This is a genomic window from Binatus soli (SeqCode), from assembly GCF_050015535.1.
GTDB classification, from domain to species: Bacteria; Desulfobacterota; Binatia; order Binatales; family Binataceae; genus Binatus; species Binatus soli.
Genome location: NZ_JBEKBF010000007.1, coordinates 74,890 through 95,996 on the forward strand (window position 1 = coordinate 74,890; position 21,107 = coordinate 95,996).

The following is a 21,107-nucleotide window of genomic DNA, read 5'->3' on the forward strand; positions in this document are numbered from 1 at the left end:
CCATATAAGGCACATAAGGGAGGTCACAAGGAAAATGAGCAAGCCTCCGATTCGATTTGGATTCCAGTCCGGACAACAGAACGTCACGTGGGAGCGGATGCGCGACGTCTGGGGGAAAATCGACGCCTGGGGCTACGACTCGCTCTGGGCCTTCGATCACTTCTATCCGATCTTCACGCCCGACCCGGCCGGTCCCTGCATGGAGAACTGGACGCTGCTGAGCGCGCTCAGCCAGCACACCAGGCGCGCCCGCATCGGCGCGCTCGTCAGCAGCAATACTTATCGCAATCCGTGCCTGACGGCGAAAATGGCGGCGACGCTCGACCACGTAAGCGGCGGCAGACTCAATCTCGGTCTCGGCGCCGGATGGTATGAACTGGAGCATCGGAGCTTTGGGATCGAATTCAAAACCGTCCGCGGGCGCCTCGAGGCGCTCGACGAGTCGTGCCAGATCATCAAGGAAATGTTCACTCAGGACAGAACCACCGTCGAGGGCAAGCACTACCACGTGGTCGACGCGGTCTGTAATCCCAAGCCGCTCCAGAAGCCGCACATCCCGTTGATGATCGGCGGACGCGGAGAAAAATCCCTGCTCAAGATCGTCGCAAAGCATGCCAATATGTGGAATACGATGCATGCGAATCCCGCCGAGATGAAGCGCCTGATCGACGTTATCGAACGGCACGGCGACGCGGTCGGTCGCAACACCGATGAAATCGAAAAGACCATCATGATGCCGCTGTGCTACAAGGCGTCCAAAGAGCGCGAGCGGCTGATCTCCGGGGGCGTGGCGAGCATGGCGCGGATCACGCCGGAGCAGGCGCGCGATCGAATCATGATCGGCGGTAAGGACGAATGCCTCGACAAAATCGCGCAGTACGCCGAGGTCGGCGTCACGCACTTCATCTTCAGCTTGCGCTGGCCGATTCTCGTCGAGCAAGAGTTTCAGGCGTTCGCCGAAGAAGTGATTCCGGCGGTCCGCCGGCATTGAGGACCGGCTCCGCGCGAAGCCTGCCATACCACCCGATCCACAACATTTGACAATGACTCTGTTGTCGGACAAACACATCATAAGCCGCAGTCTCGGAATTTCTGGCGAGCCACGGGTGGATGTCCTAGCTTTGAACCCGGCCGAATATGCCAGCGTTTTCCCGCGTCATAGATTTTGAACAACCGGTGACGATTTTCAAGAGTAGCTTTCTCGGGAAGCTACTCTGAGGTAGGCCTCAGATGCTAGCTACTCCAAAAGAGTTCCTTCAGCAGGTGTTTCGCGATTTCTCCAAAGACGAATGCCCGTCGATGGCCGCGGCTTTGGCATACGCGACGCTGTTCTCGCTGCCTTCTCTCTTACTAATCGTCATATACATTGCGGGCCTCGTTCTGGGTCCGCAGGCTGCGAGCGGCCAGATCGAATCGAAGCTGAGCGGCGCGATGGGCCCACAGGCCGCCGCGCAAATCCAGACCATGGTGAGCAACGTGGCTCAGAACCATACTGGTGGATTGGTCGCGACGGCGTTGGGACTTGTCGGGCTCATACTTTCCGCAACCAGCGTGCTGCTGCAACTTCAGCAGTGTCTCAACAAAGCGTGGAAAGTAAGGGTGGTTGGTTCCGGCATAAGGCATTTCGCGATGAAACGCGTCCGCTCAATTCTTCTGCTGATTGGAGCCGGGATCCTGGCGATGGTTTCGGTGGCAGCGAGTTCCGCGATTTCGGCGCTGGCGCATATGTTGCCTTTCCCCGGCGCTGCGCATGTTGGGGAGATTGTCACATCATTGGTCATGTTTACGGTAGTTTTCGCGGCGATTCTGAAGGTGATGCCGGATGTCCAATTGCGCTGGAGCGACGTTTGGGTGGGTGGCCTGTTTATCGCCGTATTGTTTGTAGTCGGGAAATTTCTGATCGGGATTTACCTGGCGCACGCCGGGAAAGCCAGCGCCTATGGGGCTGCGGGGTCCCTGGCTGTGATTCTACTGTGGACTTACTACTCAGCGCTGATCTTTCTGCTGGGAGTCGAATTGACTCAGGTATGGGTACGCAGCCAGGGACGCGAAGTCCCGCCGAAGCAAGGCGCTGTCCGCCTGGAGCAGGCTTCATGAGAGTCAATTCATCGAAAGCACGGGCCTCTAGCGTGCCTTTTGCGCGTGACCCCGAAGTATCGCGGTTGCTGTTGGCCGAGGGGCATCTGACGGGACGGCTCTTTGGTAGCATGCTGCGGAAGATCGCGGCGCTGCCGTTGCGGACGGCGAAACACGGTTGCAGCTAGAGCCATGCGGCTTTTGGTTTACTGGGGCGCTTTGACATGAAGCAATTTTTGAAGGAAAACGTGGTTTTGGTGGCGGGCGCCGCCTTGCCGCTGGCATAGCCGAGCGAGGTTTTCAAAACGCTGCCGCCCGTGTCTATGACGGTTGACGGTTCGTCTTCTTTCAGGCGGGCGGCGATTTCGCCAATGCCGATGCCATGCTGCCGGACCAGCGCCGCAATCTGCTCCAGCGCTTCCTCTCGCGCAGCGCTCATGGCTTTTCCCCGCCGACCCAGACGATCAACTGAGCGGTCCCGTAATAGGGAGGAGCGCCCGCCAGGGGCATCATGGGCGCGCTGTGCCTGAAGGACCAACGCTCTGAGAAAGCCGCCACGCCGTTTTTTCTCGTCGCCGCTTTCCTCCAGCCCTTTGGAATGTTTGTTTGCCTGAACGAGTACTTTCCCCACTCAGCCGACACATCGCTGCCTGTGCTGGCCGTTTCCGGCGTCATGCTGGCGCAGCAGGCCATGGGTTTTATCGCTTGGCGGCGCAGCAGTCTCGGCTTTTTCAGTATCCTGTTCTGGACCGTTTTCATCGGCACAGCGATGGCCAAAATGAGGATAGACGGCGATATAGCCGCGATCGCCTCGGGCGTCTCGCTTTTGTGCCTGAGCCGCGCCGTCGACCGTACGCCGCACCGCGCGATTGCACCGTTGTGGTATTTCATCGGCACCGCTGGATCGCTGGGCGGTTTTTTCGATCTTGTGAAAGGCTCGTCGCTGGAACTGAGCTGCCTGGGCCTGAACGCCTACGTGATTTACCTCAGCATACTGCTGGCGAGCCGTGTGTGTGGCGAATTGCTGATTCTTGGGGAAATCAGTAATTCGCCACACACAGGTTAACAAATCTCTGGATGAGTTGGTCGCTCCCCGGCTCCTTTGGATAGCTCCGGATCGCAAGAAGATGGGCCTCTTCATCGTCCCGGATACGTTGATCGGTTGTCTCTGGCTTCAGCTCGCAAGCGCAATCGCTGATTTTCGCAAGTTCCGCCTTTGCGAGGGTTGCAAGAAGCCGATGCTCGTGGCGCCGGAAGGATCAGGTTACCGAACGAACCGAAAGACGTGCTCGAACGCATGTCGCATCAGGTTGTACTCGCGCCGGAAGCTCGAGGCTCGCCAGCTGCGCGATCAAAAGCTGTCTGTCCGGGAAATTGCGAAGCGCCTCGGCACCGGAATCGAGCAGGTCAAGAGGTGGATCGCCGAGCGCTAGTCTGATGGCGAAGCGCGGAACAAACGAGGGATCGATCTTCAAGCGCAAAGATGGGCGCTGGGTCGGCTCTCTCAATATGGGCTGGGAAGACGGCAAGCGTAAGCGAAGACATTTCTACGCCGCAACAGCCGGGGAGGTGCGAGATGAACTGCTCAAAGCTCGTTCCGATCAGTCTCGTGGCCTTCCGGTCCGGACCGAGCGACAGACCGTCGCACAGTTTCTCGATCATTGGCTGAAGCACACTCTCAAGGCGAAGGCGAAACCGCGAAGCCATGAGAGTTTTTCAGCAATCGCCCGCCTTCACATCAAACCAACGTTGGGAAAGATTCAGCTCCACAAGCTCACGCCTCAGCATGTCCAGAAGCTGCTGGACGAGAAGAGCCAGCCGTACAAGGTAAAGAAAAAGAACGGTACCGAGGAGAATAAGCAGGGACGCTCGCCACAAACTGTTGCGAATATCGGAACCGTATTGCGAAGCGCGTTAGCACAGGCATTGAAGTGGGGGCTGGTCGCCCGCAATAGCGCCGCGCTCGTTACTCCTCCGCGTATTACGCGAAAGCAGATCGAACCGCTCGATCCGGAGGGCGCTCGCAAGCTGCTTGGAGAGGCAAAGGGTTCGAGGTTTGAGCCAGTTTACGTGACGACACTTACGCTTGGTCTCCGACGAGGCGAGGTGCTCGGACTGCGCTGGAGCGATGTCGATATGGAACAGCGCACCCTTCACGTCAGCCAGTCGCTGCAGCGTTTGCTCACCGGCTCCGACATAAAGGGAAAGAAGAGTGCTCTCCAAGCAACCGAGACCAAGACCGACGGGAGCCGGCGGTCGATCGCTCTCCCGGATTCAGTGGTCAAAGCGCTGAAGGCCCGACGCGTCAAACAGGCCGAAGAGCGCCTAGCGGCAGGCTCCGAATGGAAAGATTCCGGACTCGTATTCACAAGCGCGACCGGTCGAGCGGTGGAGCCAAAAGTTCTTCATCGTGAATACAAAGCGTTGCTCAAGAAAGCCGAGCTTCCGACCACCTTGCGATTTCATGATCTGAGGCACAGCGCGGCATCTCTTCTGCTCGCGCAAGGCATCCATCCGCGCGCGATCATGAAGCTCCTCGGGCACAGCCCGATCACCGTCACCATGAACGTGTACGGCCACGTCATGCCGGCGATGATGCGCGACGCGGCCGACAAGATGGACGCGATTCTCGGCGGCGCTTAGTTCCGATCCGATCGCGCGCGACCGCCCTAAACTCCCTTTGGCCAATCTGGACAGTCGCGGCGCTCGCGCAAAATTTGAACGCTGACTTGGATGGGAGACGGCGCCCCGGTCACTTCTCAGGAAAGTTAGGCGCCCCGTTTCCAGCCCGGTTTTTCGGTAGTGACGCAGTTTGAAATTTGCCGCACATAGAAACCCATTAGGTTAGTCATCAGCCGATGCGAACACTCGCGCCAATCAGACGCAGACCAAGCCTTGCGGCGACGCGCTGAGATGATCGGTTGGACCTTGCCGTGCTGTAGAAGAGTGCGCGGGCACTGAGGTTCGGCAGCGATGACCAACCGGCGGTAACGGCGGCCGCAAATCCTTGAGCACGGGATCTCGGAAACGTCACCACGCCGATCTCCGCGCCGATGTCGCCGATGCGAGCTGCGAACGCGATGGACGCAATTTCGTCGTCGGCGAGCGCGACGCACCAAGGCTCCCAGAAGTCGCCGCCCCCCTTAAAACCTGCGTCAAGCATGGGCTGAGGCAGACCCCGGTCAGCGAGGCGAGCCAGCATCTGCTCGCCCTCCACCGAATCTCCTCGCACGATCCTCGCGGGGTGCTCGCATTTCAGACTGTTCGGGAGTCTGTAAATGACGCCCTGAGCGATGGTCACGACGGGTTGGCCACGCGACAACAGATCGATGACTTTTCCCAGACATTGAGGCAGGACATCAGGATCGCGCCATGAGGGCTCCTCCGTGGCTATGGCAAGTAAGCTCAGAGCGATCTGATCCCCAACGTCGTGCCGAACGCGTGCGATGTTGCCTTGTGGGCACCCCGCGAAGAATAGGCGCGGCCCGGATGAACAATCTGGGTCGTTCTCCCGCTATATGCGCTCTGAGTTGGAGATCACAAAAGTCGTCTCGACATCGACATGCAGGAGCCGCAGATCGTCGGCCTCTGCTTCGCTGGAAACGGGTTCCTTCAATTGCGCTTCTCTTTAGCTCTGCGCGGAGCGCTTCTCATACGAACCGCGTTAGCAATGCGTCGTTCAGCGCTTTCGTGATCCAGCTGAAAGCACCTGAATTCGTTTCACTCTCACTGAAATCCCGTGGCTGTCAAATGTGGCTGTCAAATGGCCTGGGAGCCGCCAAAGTAGTGAAAAAACCCTTTATCTACTTGGTGATCCCAGCGGGAGTCGAACCCGCGTTCCCGACGTGAGAGGCCGGTGTCCTAACCACTAGACGATGGGACCATCGTCGCGCGCGCCGCAGCGCGCGCTTTGCAAAAATCGTTGGCTGAGGAGGCAGGACTCGAACCTGCAATCGCCTGATCCAGAGTCAGGTGCCTTACCAATTTGGCCACTCCTCAGCGCAGGTCTGCAAATATAACCAACGGCCCTCACCCGCGCCACCGAGCCCGTGCGACGCTACTTGATCGCGGTGTGGCGGAGCGTCTCGGCGTGACGATTGACCAGCGCGTCGCATCGCGACAGCAACGCCGGGTTGGCCGAGTGGCGTTCGATCATGTAGCTCAGCTCGCCCAGGTCGTGGACCAGCAAGCGCAAACATCGCTCGTACTCATCGGGCGCCTGCAAAGCCTTCAGCAGATCCGACACCACATCTTCGAGTTCGGTTTCCTCGACGTCGAGCGCGATCTCCAGCGCGCGTTCGAGCTTGATTCCGGGCATCGCCTCGCCCTGAGACTTTTCGAGCAGCGACCGCAGCCGCACGATGGTGGCGTCTTCGAGCGAGATCGGACTGGGCTTGTCGAGCATCGATTCCTGATCGAGCACGGTGGTGACCAGGTCCAGCGCGCCGACGTGCCGCGCTTCGTCACGCGCCATCGCGAACCAGAAATCCTGCAGGCCCGGCTCGCTCGCAAAGATCTTCGCGAAGCGTGCGTACAGCGCCATGCTTTGTTTTTCCAATGCGATCGTCGCATCGAGAACTTCGCGCGTCGTGGGCATCGTGGACCGATGATACCTTCTATCTTCGCGGGCGGTAAAGCGCGGAGGCCCGACCGCGCTCGAGCGATCGGGCCTCCGGATGGAATTGCGCAACTGTTATTTCGCGAGCTCGGTCGCGCGCGTCTCGCGAATGACGGTGACCCGAATCTGCCCGGGATAGGTCATATCGGTTTCGATCTTGCGCGCCACGTCGCGCGCCAGCATCGCGGTGTCCTCGTCCGAAATCTGGGTGGGCTCGACGATCACACGCATCTCGCGCCCGGCCTGCACGGCGAAACATTTTTCGACGCCCTTGAACGACTTCGCGATCGTCTCGAGGTCCTCCAGCCGCTTGACGTAGCTCTCGAGCACCTCGCGCCGCGCCCCCGGACGCGCGCCCGACAGCGCATCGGCCGCATCGACCAGCGGCGCCAGAATCGTCTCGGCCTTGACTTCCTCATGATGCGCCGCGATCGCATTTACGATTTTCGCCGACTCGCCGTATTTGCGGGCGATCTCACCGCCGATCAACGCGTGCGAGCCTTCGACCTCGTGAGTCAGCGCCTTGCCGATATCGTGCAGCAGGGCAGCGCGACGAGCCTGCTTTTCGTTCAGCCCCAGCTCGGCGGCCATCGCGCCGCAGATGAACGCAGCTTCGATCGAATGCATCAACACGTTCTGCGCGTAGCTGTAGCGATACTTGAGCATCCCGAGCAGCTTGACCAGTTCGGGATGGATTCCGTGCACGCCGACCTCGATGATCGCGCGCTGACCGGCCTCGCGGATCGATTCCTCGACCTGCTGCTCGGCCTTGCGAACGACTTCCTCGATACGACCGGGATGAATGCGGCCATCCGAGATGAGCTGCTGGAGTGCGACGCGCGCTATTTCGCGCCGGATGGGGTTGTGGCACGAAATCACGACCGCCTCGGGAGTATCGTCGATAATTATGTCGACACCGGTGGCCGCCTCGATCGCCCGGATATTGCGTCCTTCGCGGCCGATGATGCGGCCCTTCATCTCGTCGTTGGGCAGCGCCAGCACCGAGACCGTGCGCTCGGCGACGAACTCGCCGGCCAGCCGCTCGATCGCGATTGCGATGACTCGTTTGGCGCGGCGGTCGGCCTCCTCGCGCGCCTCTTCTTCGACGATTCGTATGTGCTTGGCAGCGTCGGTGCGCGCCTGGCCGATCATCTCGTCCATGAGCGAGCGCTTGGCTTCCTCGCGGGTCAGGCCGGCGACGGCTTCGAGCTTGGTGCGCGCCTCGTCGATATGTGACTGCAGCAGTTCTTCTTTATCGGTGAGATTTTTCTCGCGCGAGCGCAAACTTTGATCGCGCCGGTTGAGGTCGGCTTCGCGCCGTTCGAAGGCTTCCTGGCGCTTTTCGAAAGTCTCCTCGCGTGCTTCGAGCTTCTGTTCGATCGCAGCTATTTCGCGCCTGCGATCGCGCATCTCGCGCTCGGCGTCGGCTTTCGCGCCGACCACGATATCCTTTGCCTTGAGTTCGGCCTCCTTTGCTGCTAGCTGGCTCCTGGTTTGAGCCTCCTTGGTTATTTCTTCGGCCTGAGCGCGCGCGGCCTGCAGGTTAACGGCGTCCCTACGCTGTTTCGTTATTCCCCAAATGAAAAAGACCGCGCCACCAACTATGAATCCCAGGATTGCGGTGATTAGAGCCACCCTGGTTTACCTCCTTGGTCCGCGTTCCGCGAGCTGGCAGTGGCGCTTCGCAGGCTCGATGAACGGCGGACTCAGTCACAATGATGTTTAGCCGCCGGTCGAGCCCCGTTTCGGGGATTCGATCGAGCAGCTGGAATGAATAGGCGAGTCCCACGCTGATCGCTTCGCGGCCCATCTGGCCGATGAAACGATCATAGTGACCCCCGCCACGGCCCAGCCGCTGCCCTTCGAGTCCGAAGGCGACGCCGGGAACACATACGAGAATTTTCGCGAACTTTTTGCTGTCGAGAGGCTCCGACGACTCGGACGGCGCGAGGATTCCATACGCGCCGCGGGCGAGTTCGGATCGATCGCGAATCCTTCGCGCGACGATCGTGCCCGCCGCCGCGTCAACGCGCGGATAGAAGACGGCGCGACCAGCGGCCAGCGCGTCGGACAGGATGCGGTCGGTCGAGACTTCGTTACCGTGAGCTTTGTAGAGGACGATCGCGGATGCGGCGCGGTAGAACTCGCTCGCGATCATTTGCCGCTCGATGATTTCCGACCATGCCGCGGCGCGCTCGCCGGGGAGCGCATCGCGGGACGCGGTCATGATCGCGCGTAGATTTTTCTTTTCGTCCGCCACAGTCGTTGCCATGGCGGGAGCGGGCTCAACTACTCGATTGCGCGGCGCCATCGCGCACGCCTGTCGTTCTCGATCCGGCTGACAGCCGGCCTGTATCCGCGATACGTTCCATCGCGAAAGCCTTCGTTGCGGTTGAAAAATATTGCAAGGGCCCCATGCTTGTAAGCACCGCGCTTAGGCCACTTTCGAGATCCACAATTCCCATTCCCGTCCCCGTCCGAAATCGCTCACCTCTGGGATGCCGCGCGCCGTCACGACGATTCATGCTCATTCGCCGTCGATGGCCGCGGACAGCCGTTTATTCATCGCCGCGATTCGATCCACCAGCTCTTGATGCTCCCGGCGCAGGTGTTCGAGCTCTTCGGCGAAATTTAACGCAGCCAGGATTGCCAGGTTCACTGAATTGACCGTCTGGCTCCCGGCGCGGATATCCTTGATCTTTTCGTCCACCGTCTCGGCCACGGACTTGACCCACTCATCGCCGCCATCGCTGGCGACCGTCAGGCTTTGTCCCATGATCTGGACGTTGACGCCCTTCATCTTCAGCCAAGATCGATCCCGTCGAAGCGGGTGAGAATCTTTTCGATCCTGCTTCGCACGTCGTTGCGCTCGTTTTCATGCTGCTGGCGCTCGGCGTTCAACTGCTTCACCTGGCCGGCGGCATCGGCATAGCGTTTTTCGGTTTCCGCGAGTTTCTGGGCGAGTTGCTCATTTTCCTTGCGCAATTGGTGGATGCGCGCCACGGAAGCCTGAATCCGCTCGTCTAATTGCTTTAATACATCTGTCGCCATGAGAAAGAATCTTCTACTTTTAGTTTAATTTTCGATTAACTGACCTGTCAAGCTGCATAAGAACCGCTGGCACTCTGCTCCCTTGCGCCGTCACTTGCAAACAGCGCATCGACAAACTCACGCGCGTCGAACTCGCGCAAATCCTCGATCGCCTCGCCCAGTCCCACGAACCGCACCGGAATTTTAAGCCGATCCGCGACCGCGACCACCACGCCGCCCTTCGCCGTGCTGTCGAGCTTTGCCAGCACCACTCCGGTAAGCGGCACTGCGTCGCCAAAAATCGCCGCCTGGCTGAGCGCATTCTGGCCCGTATTGGCGTCGAGCACGAGCCACGTCTCATGCGGGGCGCCGGGCAACTCGCGCGCGACTATGCGGGCAATTTTCTTGAGCTCCTCCATCAAGTTGACCTTGGTTTGAAGGCGCCCCGCCGTGTCGATCAGGACCGTGCGCGTCTTTCGCGCGACCGCGGCTTTGACCGCGTCGAAGGCGACCGCAGCGGGATCCGATCCCGGCGATTGCTTGATGATGTCGGCGCCGGCGCGATCGCACCATACCTCGAGCTGCTCGATTGCGGCCGCGCGAAACGTATCTGCCGCGGCAACGATCACGCTGCCGCGCTCGGCCTTGAACCGGGCCGCGAGTTTCGCGACCGTCGTGGTTTTGCCCACGCCGTTGACGCCGACCAGCATGATCACCAGCGGCGCATCGCCCGAGTCGGCAGGCCGGCGCTCTGCGGACATCAGGATCGTCGCGATCTCAGCCTTGAGCGCGTCGCGGATCGCGTCGGGGCGATTGTCGTTGCCCAACTTCGCGCGCACCGCGGCGGCAATCTTCATGCTCGCCTCGACGCCAACGTCGGCGGCAATCAGCGCTTCCTCAAGGCCCTCGTAAATGTCGTCGATCTTTGCGCTTCCGGTCAGCGCGGCTCTGATGCGCGCCAGAAAGTTTTCGCGCGTCTTGCGCAGACCCAACCCGATTCTGACCGGTTCGCGAACCGTCGGAGGCGGCGCGACGTATTGCGCCGGCTCAGCGACGGCCGGCTCGGCGGTTTCGGGCGTCGGTTCAGCCGCGATCTCGGCAGCCGGCGGCAGCTCGGCTTCCAGACGGGGCGGACGCGACGGGCGCGCCTTGCGGAGGCTCCACTGAATCAGGACTCCAATGAAAACCAGGCCCGAACCGGCGCCGGCGGCGATAATCAGAATGAGCGCGATGTCGAAAGGATGCACGTTGCGTCGCCCGGAAAAATAATCCTGAAGAATTTTTTTCTGCGCCAAGAATAACAGTCGCGCTCCCGCTCCGAAACCGCAGGGGTGACCCCTGGCCGTGGCGACGGCAGCGCAGTATTAGGCCGTTGGCAGAGTGAGCGCCCGCCAGCGGCGGGCGGCCTTAACATTGGGTGCAGGGGTCACCCCCTGCAAACCCACGGCGGGTTTCACATTCGATTACGTTCCCGGCTATAAGAAATATGGGCCGCGACGAGATCGCAAAATCACGCGGACCCTCGATCACGAAGGGAGATCATCTGGAAATGCCCAAGCTCAAAGGCAAGGTGGCAATCGTAACCGGCGCCAGCCGTGGCATCGGCAAGGCAATCGCCGAACTGTTCGCCAAAGAGGGCGCCAGGGTGGTGTGCTCCGCGCGCACGCTCAAAGAGGGCGAGCATCCACTGGAAGGCTCGCTTGAGACCACCGTCGCCGGCATCAGGAAGACGGGCGGCGAGGCAACCGCAGTCACCTGCGACGTCTCGTCGGAAGCCGACTGCGAGAAACTGGTCGCGCAAACGCACCAGCTCTACGGACCGGTTGACGTACTGGTGAACAACGCGGCGCTGAGCTACTTCATCCCGGTCAAGGATTTCCCTCCCAAGCGCTGGATGCGCTCGTTCGCGGTCAACGTTCACGGCCCGTTCATGCTGAGCCATCTGGTGCTCAAGGACATGATCCCGCGCAAGTCCGGATCGATCGTCAACATTTCTTCAGGCGCGGCGATCGGACCCGGCCGCGGACCATACAAGAACGCCACCGTCTTTCGCGGCGGCGTATGCTACGGCGCCGAAAAGGCCGCGCTCGAGCGCTTCACGCAAGGCCTCGCGGAAGAAGTTTACGACGATGGAATCTCGGTAACTTGCGTGTCGCCATCGCAAGTCGTCGCGACCCCGGGCACGGTTCATCATCATCTGGTCACAGGACCCGACGACCCCAGCGGCGAGCCGGTGCAATGGATGGCGCAGTCGGCGCTCATTCTCGCCACCGAACCGCTCGACAAGGTGACGGGTTTGGTGACCTACAGTCAGCCGCTGCTCAAGCAGTACGGCGTGATCGAAAAGGGCGTCGGAATCGGATTCGGCCGCACCGGCAGCGGCTACAGTTTGATCTAGCCGCCGCCCCAAGATTTTGAGCGCAAAAGAGCGGCGCGGCAATCGGATGATCGCCGCGCCGCTGCGTCACTGTTTTCTTACGCCGCTTGCGGGATTCTGAGCGAAATAATCCGCGACACGCCCGGACGATCCATGGTCACGCCGTGAATCTGATCCGCGCGCTGCATGGTGCGCTGGTTGTGCGTGATCACGATAAACTGCGAGCGCTGTTTCAGCTCCGCCATCAGCGTCGTGAACGCCGCCAGGCTGAACTCGTCCAGCGGGGCGTCAACTTCGTCCATCACGCAGAACGGGCTCGGGTTGAGCAGGAACAGCGAGAAAATCAGCGCCATCGCGGACAGCGCTTTCTCTCCGCCTGACAGCAGCCCGATCTCCTTGACCTTCTTGCCCGGCGGCTGCACCAGCACGTTCACTCCCGCCTCGAGCACGTCGCCGGCGTCGGTCAATTCCAGCCGGCCCTTGCCGCCGCGCAGCAGTTTGGGGAACAGCTCGGCAAAGTTTTTCGCCGCGCCCTCGAACGTCTCGGCGAAACGTTTTCGCGCCTCGCGATTCAGATGCGTGATCGTCCTGGTCAGATCGTCGAGCGCACTCTGCAGATCGGCGCGCTCGGCGCCGAGCACGCCGGCGCGCTCCTCGAGCTCCTTGACCTCGCTGTCGGCGGCGAGATTCACCTCGCCGATTCGTTCCATCTTCGCGCGCAACTCGACGATCCGCGCGTCGTCATGCGCCGCAATTCTGCCGTCGAGGGCGGGAATTATCTCGGCCGCCATCGCGTCGAACTCGGCGCCGAATTTCTCGATGAACGCGCGCGCCAACTCCTCGCTGAGCGCGCGGGCGCGTTCGCGCTTGAGGCCGCACTCTGTCGCCTCGGCTTCCAGAACCGTCAAGCTCTCCTGTGCATTTTTGTAGTCGGCGCGGCGCCCCTCCAGCGCACGCTCGGATGCGTCGCAACCCGCGCGCAGGCGCAAAAGTTCCGCTTCGAGTTCGCCTTCGCGGGCGCGCGCCGCAGTGTCCTGCGCCGACAGCGTCTCGAGTTCGCGCGCGAACTCGGCGCGTTCGAGGTGCGAGCGTTCCAGGGTTGCGCGATGCTCGTCGAACTGCGCTTCCAGATCGCCCGCCTCGCGCCGCGCATGCGCCAGTTCGCTTTCGAGCGCGCCGAGCCGCGACTTGCGCGCCTCCACCTTGGAGGCCGCTTCGAGCATCACGGCGCCAATCTCCTCCGCGGTCGCGCGCCGCGCCGCGATCTCGCCGGCTATCGCGCCCAGCCGCGCTCGCGCCTCTTGCTCGGCCATCGCCAGTTCTTCCAGGCGCGCGTTTGACGTGATCACCAGTGCGGCGAGCTCGCTCAGCCGGCGGCGGGAATTGCCGCCGTGGGCTTCCGCGAGCGCGACCGATTGTTCGCCGCGGGCCAGCGCGCCGCGACGCTCGATGGCGACTCGTTCTGCTTCGCGCGCCATCCCCCGTCCCTGCTCGAGCTCGGCGTCCGCGCGCTCGCGTTCAGCGCGCACCGCGGCGAATTGGCCGACTCGCGTGCGATGTTCTTCTTCGGCGCGCGCCAGTTCGCGCGTCTCCGCTTCAGTTGCCGCCAGGTCCACCGCCGCGTGATTGTCTTCGGCGCTGCCTCCGCTGATCATTCGGCCGGGCCATACGAGGTCGCCGTCGCGCGTTACAAAAACGGTCCCGTGACCATTGAGATTCGACGCCGCCAGCGCGGAACGCAGGTCGTCGGCCAGCATCACATGACCCAGCATCGCCTCGGCAACCGGCCGGACGCGCGGCTCGAATTCGAGCATCTCGACCAGTCGTCCCGCGATACCGGGTGCGTCGATCGCCGGATGCGCCGCGACGGCGGCATCGGGTTCCTGCACGAAGTCCATCCGGCCCGCGCGATTTTCTTTGAGGATCTCGATTGCGCGGAGCGCGAAGTCCGGCGATTCGACTATCACCGCGTCCATCTGATCGCCAAGCACGGCTTTGAGAGCCGGCTCCAGCCCAAGCGGTGCTCGCACGACCTGTTTGAGGATCGAAGGGTCGACGGCGGGACGATCGCCGTTGAGCGATTCAAGTATCGTGCGCAGCCTCAGATCGATGCCGTTCGAGGAAAGATTGGATTGAAGTTCGCCGCGCGCGCCCAGCACGCCACGCAGCGAATTGACGCGCGCGGTCAGATGATCGAGCGCCGTGCGCGCCTCGATCTCGCGCTCCGCGGCCTCGCGCCGCGCTCCTTCGAGCTCGGCCGCCGCTGCGCGCGACGCTTCCAGGTCCGCTTCCGCCGCGCGCATCAGTTCGCGCGCGGCCTCGAGCGCGGCTGCCAGCGCCGGTGTTTCAACCGTGGTCGCGCCGAGGCGTTTTTCGAGTTCCGCGCGCTCGCCGGCTAGATCGCCCAGCCTGCCCCGAATTACCGCCGCCTCGCGAACGACGTCGGACAAGTCGTCCTTGCATTCCTCGCCGCGGCGCTCGGCCTGCTTGAGTTCGCGATTGGCAGCTTCGTGCTTGAGGGAGATTTCCTTGAGGACAGCGTCGGCGTCGCCGCCGCCCGCTGCAACTTCGCGCGCGAGCATCGCGCCCGCCGCGGCGCGGTTCGCGCGCGCCAGCGTCGCCTTCGATTCCAGTTCGACGAGGCGCGCGCGCAGCTCGAGTTCGAGCTGCGAGGTCGCGTCGAGCCGCCGCTGCAAAAATCCGCGCGTGCGGGCGCGTTCCTGAGCGCCGGAATGAAGATTCTCGAGTTCGCGCTGAGCACCGCCCAGTTCGGACCGCGCCGACTGCGCGGCCGACGCGGCCGCGTCGGCCTGCTCGCGTATCGCGCTAGCGCCGGTACGGGCGCTGTCGAGCCGGCTCTTCAGCTCCGCGTCGCGGCCGGTTTGTATCGCCAGTTCTTCGCGCTGATCGATCAGCCGCCGTGCCGCGGCGTAACGTTCCAGTTCGCCGAGCTCGGCCTTGACGACCTTGTAGGTCTCGGCTTTTTTGGCTTGCCGGCGTGCGAAGCTGAGTTGACGCTCGATTTCGCTGAGCACGTCGTCCACCCGCGCAAGATTTTCCTTCACGCGCTCGAGCTTGCGCTCGCTCATCTCGCGCCGGCCTTTGAACAGCGACAAGCCGGCAGCTTCCTCGACGAGCGTGCGCAGCTCGTGCGGCTTGGCCTGGATAATTTCCTCGATTCGGCCCTGCTCGACCAGCGAATAGCCGCGGCTGTGAATCTGCGCCGCCATGAAGAACTCGGTGATATCCTTCAACCGGCACGGAATTTTGTTGAGCAGATATTCCGACTCGCCGGAGCGATACGCGCGCCGCGTCACCGCGACTTCGCTGAGCGCCGCATACGGCTCGGGAAGCCGGCTGCCTTCTTCGGCCTCCAGCACCAGAGAAACCTCGGCCATTCCGGCCGCCGGATTCGACTCGTTGCCGGCGTAGATAAGGTCCTCGACGCTCTTGCCGCGAAGCCGCGTCGGCGCCTGCTCGCCGAGCACCCATCGGATCGCGTCGACGACGTTCGATTTGCCGCATCCGTTGGGACCGACCACCGCCGTCATCCCCGGCGCGAAGCCGATCGTCGTCGAATCGAGAAATGACTTGAAGCCTAGTAGTTCAAGGCTCTTAAGACGCATGCTGCCTTCGCCTCCACCACACCACCGCCTTCCCAAGCTTATCCCAAAGTACCCTCAGAGGGTCAAGAGCACCCCCAACATATCGTGTGTCGCAGGACAGGTACCCCAGTAAATTGTGGGTCTCGGCCGTTGGCACGGCTGGCCAGTATTAAGACCGCGTGCACGGGAGGCCAGTGTTAAAAAAGTGAAAAACTAATCCTGGATTAGCTCGGTATTCCAGTAAGCGCTATCGACCTGCGACAGGTACGGCATCCATTCCCGGTACCGCCGCAGGCTGAACATCTCGGACGAAAACGGAGTCCACTCGGGGCGGCGCGGCCTGCGGAACAGATGCATCCCGGCTTCGTCAGGCGTGCGGCCACCCTTGCGGCGATTGCAGTGATGGCACGAGCATACGATGTTCTCCCACGTGGACATCCCGCCACGCGAGCGCGGAATGATATGGTCCAGGTTGAGCTCGGTGCGCGGCAATTTCTTGTGGCAATACTGGCATGTGTTGCCGTCGCGGGCGAAGATGTTGAAGCGCGAGAATCGCACGTGGCGCTTGGGCACCCGCTCGTACGCCGTCAGCAACAGGACCCGCGGCACCCGGATGAAGCCGTTTACTATCCCCAGCCGCTCATGCTGAATTTCTATCGACAGGTCGCGCCAGCTGTCGAAGTCAAACGTGTGATACTGCTCATCGACGGCCTTCGCAACGCCCTGATAAAGCAGCGCAAACGCGCGTTTTACCGACGTAACGTGAACCGGCAGGTACGAGCGATTGAGAATCAGGACCTTGCTGTTGAGCAGGCCCGCTCCCGGGAGGCTGGGCGCAACCATGAAGGCCGCAGCAGACATCACATGACGAGTATCGGCCCCCCGATACCATGTCAAGATACTGGTGGATTAAAAGACCGTTATTGATGCGCTAATCAAGCTTGCTTGCGGTGGTCGGGCGTGCCTCGTATGATCGTGGGCAAGTTGTCGACGCAAAGGGTAAAACGATGTCCCACTGGACGCGAGCGTTTTCTTCATCGCTCGCGATGCCCGCGCGAGAACTCCCGGCAATCGCTCTTCCACATGCAATCACATCGGATTTGCCAGAATAGAGAGTCCATCTGTGAAACGAGAAATCGCAATTAACGCGTCCGCACTCGAGGTCCGGGTGGCGCTGCTCGAGGATAACCAACTCGCCGAATTCTACCTCGAGCGCAATCGCCAGGTTGGACTGGCGGGTAACATCTATAAGGGCAAGGTCACCCGCGTGCTGCCCGGGATGCAAGCGGCGTTTGTCGATATCGGCCTGGAGAAAGCGGGCTTCCTGCACGTCTCGGATTTTTACGACGGAGTCTCCGCACTCAACATCGTGGCGGAAGTGATCGGCGAAGAAGATGTCGAGACCGAGCCGATCGGCGACAACGAGTTTGCCGAAGCCGAGACGAACTCCACTGACGAAGCCGGCGCCGGCGCCAACGGCGATGAAAGCAGGGCGCGGCCATCGCGCGGACGCCGCCGCGGCCGAGGCCGCCGGACTCAGGCGCCGCAGCGCTCGCGGCTTCCCATCGAGCAGCAGTTGCGCCGCGGCCAGGACATCATGGTTCAGATCGCCAAGGAACCGATGGGCACCAAGGGCGCGCGGCTGACGTCGTCGATTTCGATGCCTGGGCGCCATCTCGTCTATACCCCTGCCAGCAATCACATCGGAGTGTCCCGTAGAATCGCCAGCGCCGAGGAACGCGCCCGGTTGCGCGCTGACGTGGGAGAACTCAGGCCGCCGCAGGGCGGTTTCATCGTGCGCACCGCGTGCGAGGGCGTCAGCCGGCGCGAAATCCAGCGCGACGTCGCCTTTCTGACCAAGCTGTGGAGCTCGATTGTGCGCAAGAACGAGAGCATGCCGCCCGCGTCGATACTCTACAGCGATCTCGACGTGGCCTTGCGTATCGTGCGCGACCTCTTTTCCAGCGAGGTGGACCGGCTATGGTGCGACGATCCGACTACCTACAGCCGGATCGTACAGTTCGTGCAGAACTATATGCCGCGGCTGCGCGCGCGGGTGACGCTCCATGACGGGGCCGCGCCGCTGTTCGATCGCTTCAATATAGAACCGCAGATCGAGCGCGCGCTGGACCGCAAGGTATGGCTCAAGTCGGGCGGCTACCTGGTTTTCGATCAAGCTGAAGCGCTGACCGCGATCGACGTGAATACCGGACGCTTCGTCGGCAAGCGCAGCCAGGACGAGACCATCTTCAAGACCAACCTCGAAGCAGTGGAGGAAGTAGTAAACCAAGTTAGGCTGCGCAACATCGGCGGAATCATCATAGTTGATTTTATCGACATGGATCGCGAGGCCGATCGCAAGAAGGTCAGCGACGCGCTGGCGATTGCGCTCAAGCGCGACAAGGCGCGCACCTCCGCGCTCAAAATTTCCGAACTGGGGCTCGTCCAGATGACGCGCAAGCGCACCCGCGAGAGCCTGGAGAAATTGCTGACCGATACGTGTCCGCGATGCGACGGGCGGCGCGTCGTCAAATCGGTGCCGACTCTCGCCGCCGAAGTGCTGCGCGGGATTCAGCGCGAGGCGGTTTCCAAGTCCGCGGGCGATATGCTGATCGTCAAGCTCAATCCCGAAGTCGCGCGCTACCTCTATAATAACGGTGCGAAGGACCTCGAGACGCTCGAGCATCGGCTCTCGACCAAGATAGTGCTGCGCTCCCACGACGGCATCGAACTCGGCGCGTTCGAACTCGCCAGCGCCCCCGCCGCCGCCTAACCCCTTTTCTGCCCGACCGCGCTCCGTTGTCGGCGACATAAAGGAACAATCACCTGCGCGGTGGGCGGCAGGGGCCGCGGCCCCTGCACCCGCAGTGAGAAGACGTGAAAATCTGCGCAGCGCATCTTTTCGCGACTACGCGATGGCAGGAGCGACCCCTGCACCCAGTGTTAACGCCGCGCTCCGTTGTCGCGCGCGTCCCCTGCCAATGGCTTAATACTGCGCTGCCGTCGCCACGGCCGGCCTGTTAGAACTTTTTTTGTGTCATCCTGAGCGCAGCGAAGGATCTCGCGCGCCAGCGCGTATCGCTTCAGCACGAGCATCCGGTTACGCAAAGCTCTCCTGCTAGGCGGAACACGCCGAGGACACTATCCCAAAATAACCTGCGCAGGCACGCGGCTAATACCCGGCTATCATTGTGGCGATCTGAGCGTTGACCCTGAGAAAGTCGGCATCACGACGAAGCGTCGAACGAAACTCAAACGTCGGCAGGCTCGTGGTAAACATCCGAAGGCTTCCGCCTAATGCCAATCTGATGGCGGCTTAGGCCCTACGACTAACAACACGTCATTCTCGCTGTTCACGCTCATATTTAGTTTAGACGTTATTGTTCCGCCCAGAATCGCAAGGAGCAGATTGCTCAGATTATGTGCCAAGGAATCATCCTCTTTGCCTGTCACTAGAATCGCGTTCGCACCCGTTGCCCCATAGGCATTCGAACCCAAAAATTTTGTCGTCCACCCCGCTTGCGTAAAGAGTTCGGCGAACTCTTGCGCGCGTTTGATGCAGTCAGTCTTTCCGCTACAAGCGATATTGATGGAGTGTTTCCCTAATATCTGAAAACCGCGATACAGAGCTTTGCGTTCATAATCTCGCAACGGTCCCCATAGTTCCTTTGGATGACGGTCTTGTGGTCCGCCAAATAGTTCCAACAAGGATTCCAACTCTCCCGCGACAGCATCACGCGATCGTGCGACGTCGCGCTCGGCATCTTTGAGCATGCCAATTCGGAATTGAATAGCAGGGAAATCGCTCGCGTACTGATTCCACTGTGCAGCAAATGCCTTTAGAGATACGACGCACTCCTTCCATTGCTGTTCGATTTTGCGTAACCACTTTCCAGCGTCTTCAAGCATGGGCGAATCGGAACGAGCAAAGAGTTCTTGGTCTCTGATGGGTATTGGATTGAAAGTCGGCAGCGATGAACGGATATTCGGATCAGGGGCTGAAATCGCCGTCGCTGGAGTCGGTGCAGCGTTCTCGGAGAGGTTCACGACACCGTGTCCTACTGCGCGCCATACCTGAAAGGCGCTGACCGCGGCACTTAGGGCGACAACGACAAATGTCGCGATTAGAAAAAATCCGAAGGGATGCTGACTAGCCACACGAAGGCCATTATTCAGATAACCCCGCGCTTCAGGACTCTGAACAAGGGCCTCAGTTGCGCTGACCAACCAAGGATCGCCATGCGCGTGGATTTCGTCGCTGATGAAAACCGCGATGTATGTCGCGATGGTGATTGCGACCATTGCGACCGCGCCTAGAAGTAATTTCCCGAATGACGTGAGTTGACGCCAAAACGGGAGAAACAGATCGCCGACTCTGGGCACGGTCGGATTATGCCAGATATTCGCTTGGGTCTCGAACCTAACATAATCCCCTTCTAACAGGGCGAAGCCCGCATCTTCTCTTAACATTGGGTGCAGGGGTCACCCCTGCCCAAGGAGGTGCGGAACCCACGGCGGGTTCCGCATTCAATCAAATGATTTCCCCTTCCCCGCGCGACCTCGCTACTCGTGCGCGGGCCGGTGTGCGGGCGCGCGTCTCTTAACACTGGCCAGCCGTGCCAACGGCCCTGCTCACTCCTGCCATCGCGTAGTCGCGAAAAGATGCGTTGCGCAGATTTTCACGTCTTTTCACTGCGGGTGCAGGGGCCGCGGCCCCTGCCGCCCACCGCGCAGGTGATTCTTCCTTCGTGCCGCCGCCAACGGCCCCTGCCCGGCGAGCCAATCCAGATAGGCATCGATCATCCGCCTGACTTGCCGCTTGCCGATCCGTTGATCGAAACCCAAAATTTGGACCAATGTGAGAGTGAAGCCGAAGCCGTTGAGAAACCATCCCGATGAGTAGGGGTCCACGTCCGCCCGCACCACACCTTCCAACTGCCCGCGATGGATCAGCGCGGCAAAGAACCGGACATAGGCCTTGTGATTCTCCTGCAATTGACGCGTGATATCCGGATCGTCGGACTCGGCCAGCGCCTGGAATTGGATCTTGAGCTCATCAGAATGGGTTCCCAGGTTTTCCAGGTAGACGCGACCTATCCGTCTCAACGCCGACAGGCTGTTCCCGCTATCGGCCGCAACCTCCTGATGCCAGATCTCGAGGATTCGTTCTCCTATCCGCTTGAGGATCCTGATGAAGAGCGCTTTCTTGCTGGGGAAGTACTTGTAGATGGTGGGCTCGGCGATTCCCGCCTCGAGAGCGATATCCGCGGTGCCCGCCACCCGATAGTTGGAGCGGGCGAAGACCTTGGTCGCGGCGCGGAGTATCTGAAGCTCACGCTCCCCGGCCGATAGCCGAGTCCGTGCGGCGCGGGTCGCGCGTGACCGACGGTCAAGCATTGAG

The 21,107-nt window shown here is 61.2% G+C and carries 18 protein-coding genes and 2 tRNA genes; 6 read left to right on the top strand and 14 right to left on the bottom strand.

Going from position 1 to position 21,107, the window contains the following annotated elements; translation table 11 throughout:
- Positions 1 to 34: 34 nt before the first annotated feature.
- Both ABR989_RS07050 and ABR989_RS07055 read left to right on the top strand, forming a co-directional pair.
- Positions 35 to 991 (top strand): TIGR03560 family F420-dependent LLM class oxidoreductase, encoded by a 957-nt coding sequence (locus ABR989_RS07050; protein WP_428126960.1) that lies wholly within the window; start codon positions 35 to 37, stop codon positions 989 to 991.
- Between the two features lie 239 nt (positions 992 to 1,230).
- Positions 1,231 to 2,097, top strand: coding sequence for a YihY/virulence factor BrkB family protein (locus ABR989_RS07055; RefSeq protein ID WP_428126962.1), 867 nt, complete (start codon positions 1,231 to 1,233; stop codon positions 2,095 to 2,097).
- A gap of 163 nt (positions 2,098 to 2,260) precedes the next feature.
- Here ABR989_RS07055 and ABR989_RS07060 read toward each other — a convergent pair whose 3' ends face one another.
- Positions 2,261 to 2,515 (bottom strand): hypothetical protein, encoded by a 255-nt coding sequence (locus ABR989_RS07060; RefSeq protein ID WP_428126965.1) that lies wholly within the window; start codon positions 2,513 to 2,515, stop codon positions 2,261 to 2,263.
- A gap of 72 nt (positions 2,516 to 2,587) precedes the next feature.
- Between ABR989_RS07060 and ABR989_RS07065 the strand changes: the two genes are divergently transcribed.
- Positions 2,588 to 3,142 carry a hypothetical protein gene (locus ABR989_RS07065; protein WP_428126966.1) on the top strand — a complete coding sequence of 185 codons (555 nt, stop codon included), beginning with the start codon at positions 2,588 to 2,590 and terminating at the stop codon, positions 3,140 to 3,142.
- Positions 3,143 to 3,513: 371 nt separating this feature from the next.
- Positions 3,514 to 4,719 carry a tyrosine-type recombinase/integrase gene (locus ABR989_RS07070; protein ID WP_428126968.1) on the top strand — a complete coding sequence of 402 codons (1,206 nt, stop codon included), beginning with the start codon at positions 3,514 to 3,516 and terminating at the stop codon, positions 4,717 to 4,719.
- A gap of 208 nt (positions 4,720 to 4,927) precedes the next feature.
- Here ABR989_RS07070 and ABR989_RS07075 read toward each other — a convergent pair whose 3' ends face one another.
- From ABR989_RS07075 to ftsY, 9 genes are all read right to left on the bottom strand, one after another.
- On the bottom strand, positions 4,928 to 5,293 hold the full coding sequence (locus ABR989_RS07075; RefSeq protein WP_428126970.1) for a GNAT family N-acetyltransferase: 366 nt from the start codon (positions 5,291 to 5,293) through the stop codon (positions 4,928 to 4,930).
- Positions 5,294 to 5,884: 591 nt separating this feature from the next.
- Positions 5,885 to 5,959 (bottom strand) — tRNA-Glu (locus ABR989_RS07080).
- 40 nt (positions 5,960 to 5,999) lie between these two features.
- A tRNA-Gln gene (locus tag ABR989_RS07085) sits at positions 6,000 to 6,075 on the bottom strand.
- A 58-nt stretch (positions 6,076 to 6,133) separates the two neighbouring features.
- Entirely contained in the window at positions 6,134 to 6,673 is a 540-nt protein-coding gene (locus ABR989_RS07090; RefSeq protein ID WP_428126972.1) for a ferritin family protein, read from the bottom strand.
- Positions 6,674 to 6,769: 96 nt separating this feature from the next.
- On the bottom strand, positions 6,770 to 8,329 hold the full coding sequence (gene rny / locus ABR989_RS07095) for a ribonuclease Y (protein WP_428126974.1): 1,560 nt from the start codon (positions 8,327 to 8,329) through the stop codon (positions 6,770 to 6,772).
- A complete protein-coding gene (locus ABR989_RS07100; RefSeq protein ID WP_428126976.1) occupies positions 8,250 to 8,966 on the bottom strand; it encodes a 5-formyltetrahydrofolate cyclo-ligase in 717 nt (238 codons plus the stop codon). Before ABR989_RS07100 ends, rny begins: the two co-directional genes overlap by 80 nt.
- Before the next feature lie 255 nt (positions 8,967 to 9,221).
- A complete protein-coding gene (locus ABR989_RS07105) occupies positions 9,222 to 9,494 on the bottom strand; it encodes a cell division protein ZapA (RefSeq protein ID WP_428126978.1) in 273 nt (90 codons plus the stop codon).
- A gap of 2 nt (positions 9,495 to 9,496) precedes the next feature.
- Complete coding sequence (locus tag ABR989_RS07110) at positions 9,497 to 9,745, bottom strand: cell division protein ZapB (RefSeq protein WP_324095023.1); 249 nt, start codon at positions 9,743 to 9,745, stop codon at positions 9,497 to 9,499.
- 47 nt (positions 9,746 to 9,792) lie between these two features.
- Positions 9,793 to 11,019: a signal recognition particle-docking protein FtsY gene (gene ftsY / locus ABR989_RS07115; RefSeq protein ID WP_428126980.1), complete on the bottom strand. Its 1,227-nt coding sequence runs from the start codon at positions 11,017 to 11,019 to the stop codon at positions 9,793 to 9,795.
- A gap of 254 nt (positions 11,020 to 11,273) precedes the next feature.
- Between ftsY and ABR989_RS07120 the strand changes: the two genes are divergently transcribed.
- A complete protein-coding gene (locus tag ABR989_RS07120) occupies positions 11,274 to 12,122 on the top strand; it encodes an SDR family NAD(P)-dependent oxidoreductase (RefSeq protein ID WP_428126983.1) in 849 nt (282 codons plus the stop codon).
- A 77-nt stretch (positions 12,123 to 12,199) separates the two neighbouring features.
- Here ABR989_RS07120 and smc read toward each other — a convergent pair whose 3' ends face one another.
- Both smc and ABR989_RS07130 read right to left on the bottom strand, forming a co-directional pair.
- Positions 12,200 to 15,727, bottom strand: coding sequence for a chromosome segregation protein SMC (gene smc / locus ABR989_RS07125; RefSeq protein ID WP_428126985.1), 3,528 nt, complete (start codon positions 15,725 to 15,727; stop codon positions 12,200 to 12,202).
- A 192-nt stretch (positions 15,728 to 15,919) separates the two neighbouring features.
- Positions 15,920 to 16,519: an HNH endonuclease gene (locus ABR989_RS07130; protein ID WP_428127150.1), complete on the bottom strand. Its 600-nt coding sequence runs from the start codon at positions 16,517 to 16,519 to the stop codon at positions 15,920 to 15,922.
- Between the two features lie 310 nt (positions 16,520 to 16,829).
- On the opposite strand from ABR989_RS07130, the gene ABR989_RS07135 reads away from it, so the two are divergent.
- The gene (locus ABR989_RS07135; protein ID WP_428126987.1) at positions 16,830 to 18,479 is read left to right on the top strand and encodes an Rne/Rng family ribonuclease; all 1,650 of its coding nucleotides are present in this window, start codon (positions 16,830 to 16,832) and stop codon (positions 18,477 to 18,479) included.
- Positions 18,480 to 19,000: 521 nt separating this feature from the next.
- On the opposite strand, the gene ABR989_RS07140 is transcribed toward ABR989_RS07135, so the two are convergent.
- Both ABR989_RS07140 and ABR989_RS07145 read right to left on the bottom strand, forming a co-directional pair.
- Positions 19,001 to 20,176, bottom strand: a complete 1,176-nt coding sequence (locus ABR989_RS07140) for a hypothetical protein (RefSeq protein WP_428126989.1) — start codon at positions 20,174 to 20,176, stop codon at positions 19,001 to 19,003.
- A 219-nt stretch (positions 20,177 to 20,395) separates the two neighbouring features.
- A complete protein-coding gene (locus ABR989_RS07145) occupies positions 20,396 to 21,103 on the bottom strand; it encodes a TetR/AcrR family transcriptional regulator (RefSeq protein WP_428126990.1) in 708 nt (235 codons plus the stop codon).
- Positions 21,104 to 21,107: the final 4 nt, after the last annotated feature.

Coding starts and splice junctions, on each gene's coding strand:
- ABR989_RS07105 (WP_428126978.1), bottom strand. CDS start 9,494: ATGAAGGGCGTCAACGTCCAGATCATGGGACAAAGCCTGACGGTCGCC.
- ABR989_RS07120 (WP_428126983.1), top strand. CDS start 11,274: ATGCCCAAGCTCAAAGGCAAGGTGGCAATCGTAACCGGCGCCAGCCGT.
- ABR989_RS07060 (WP_428126965.1), bottom strand. CDS start 2,515: ATGAGCGCTGCGCGAGAGGAAGCGCTGGAGCAGATTGCGGCGCTGGTC.
- ABR989_RS07145 (WP_428126990.1), bottom strand. CDS start 21,103: ATGCTTGACCGTCGGTCACGCGCGACCCGCGCCGCACGGACTCGGCTA.
- ABR989_RS07140 (WP_428126989.1), bottom strand. CDS start 20,176: ATGTTAAGAGAAGATGCGGGCTTCGCCCTGTTAGAAGGGGATTATGTT.
- ABR989_RS07090 (WP_428126972.1), bottom strand. CDS start 6,673: ATGCCCACGACGCGCGAAGTTCTCGATGCGACGATCGCATTGGAAAAA.
- ABR989_RS07110 (WP_324095023.1), bottom strand. CDS start 9,745: ATGGCGACAGATGTATTAAAGCAATTAGACGAGCGGATTCAGGCTTCC.
- ABR989_RS07050 (WP_428126960.1), top strand. CDS start 35: ATGAGCAAGCCTCCGATTCGATTTGGATTCCAGTCCGGACAACAGAAC.
- ABR989_RS07065 (WP_428126966.1), top strand. CDS start 2,588: ATGGGCGCGCTGTGCCTGAAGGACCAACGCTCTGAGAAAGCCGCCACG.
- ABR989_RS07070 (WP_428126968.1), top strand. CDS start 3,514: ATGGCGAAGCGCGGAACAAACGAGGGATCGATCTTCAAGCGCAAAGAT.
- ABR989_RS07100 (WP_428126976.1), bottom strand. CDS start 8,966: ATGGCAACGACTGTGGCGGACGAAAAGAAAAATCTACGCGCGATCATG.
- ABR989_RS07055 (WP_428126962.1), top strand. CDS start 1,231: ATGCTAGCTACTCCAAAAGAGTTCCTTCAGCAGGTGTTTCGCGATTTC.
- smc (WP_428126985.1), bottom strand. CDS start 15,727: ATGCGTCTTAAGAGCCTTGAACTACTAGGCTTCAAGTCATTTCTCGAT.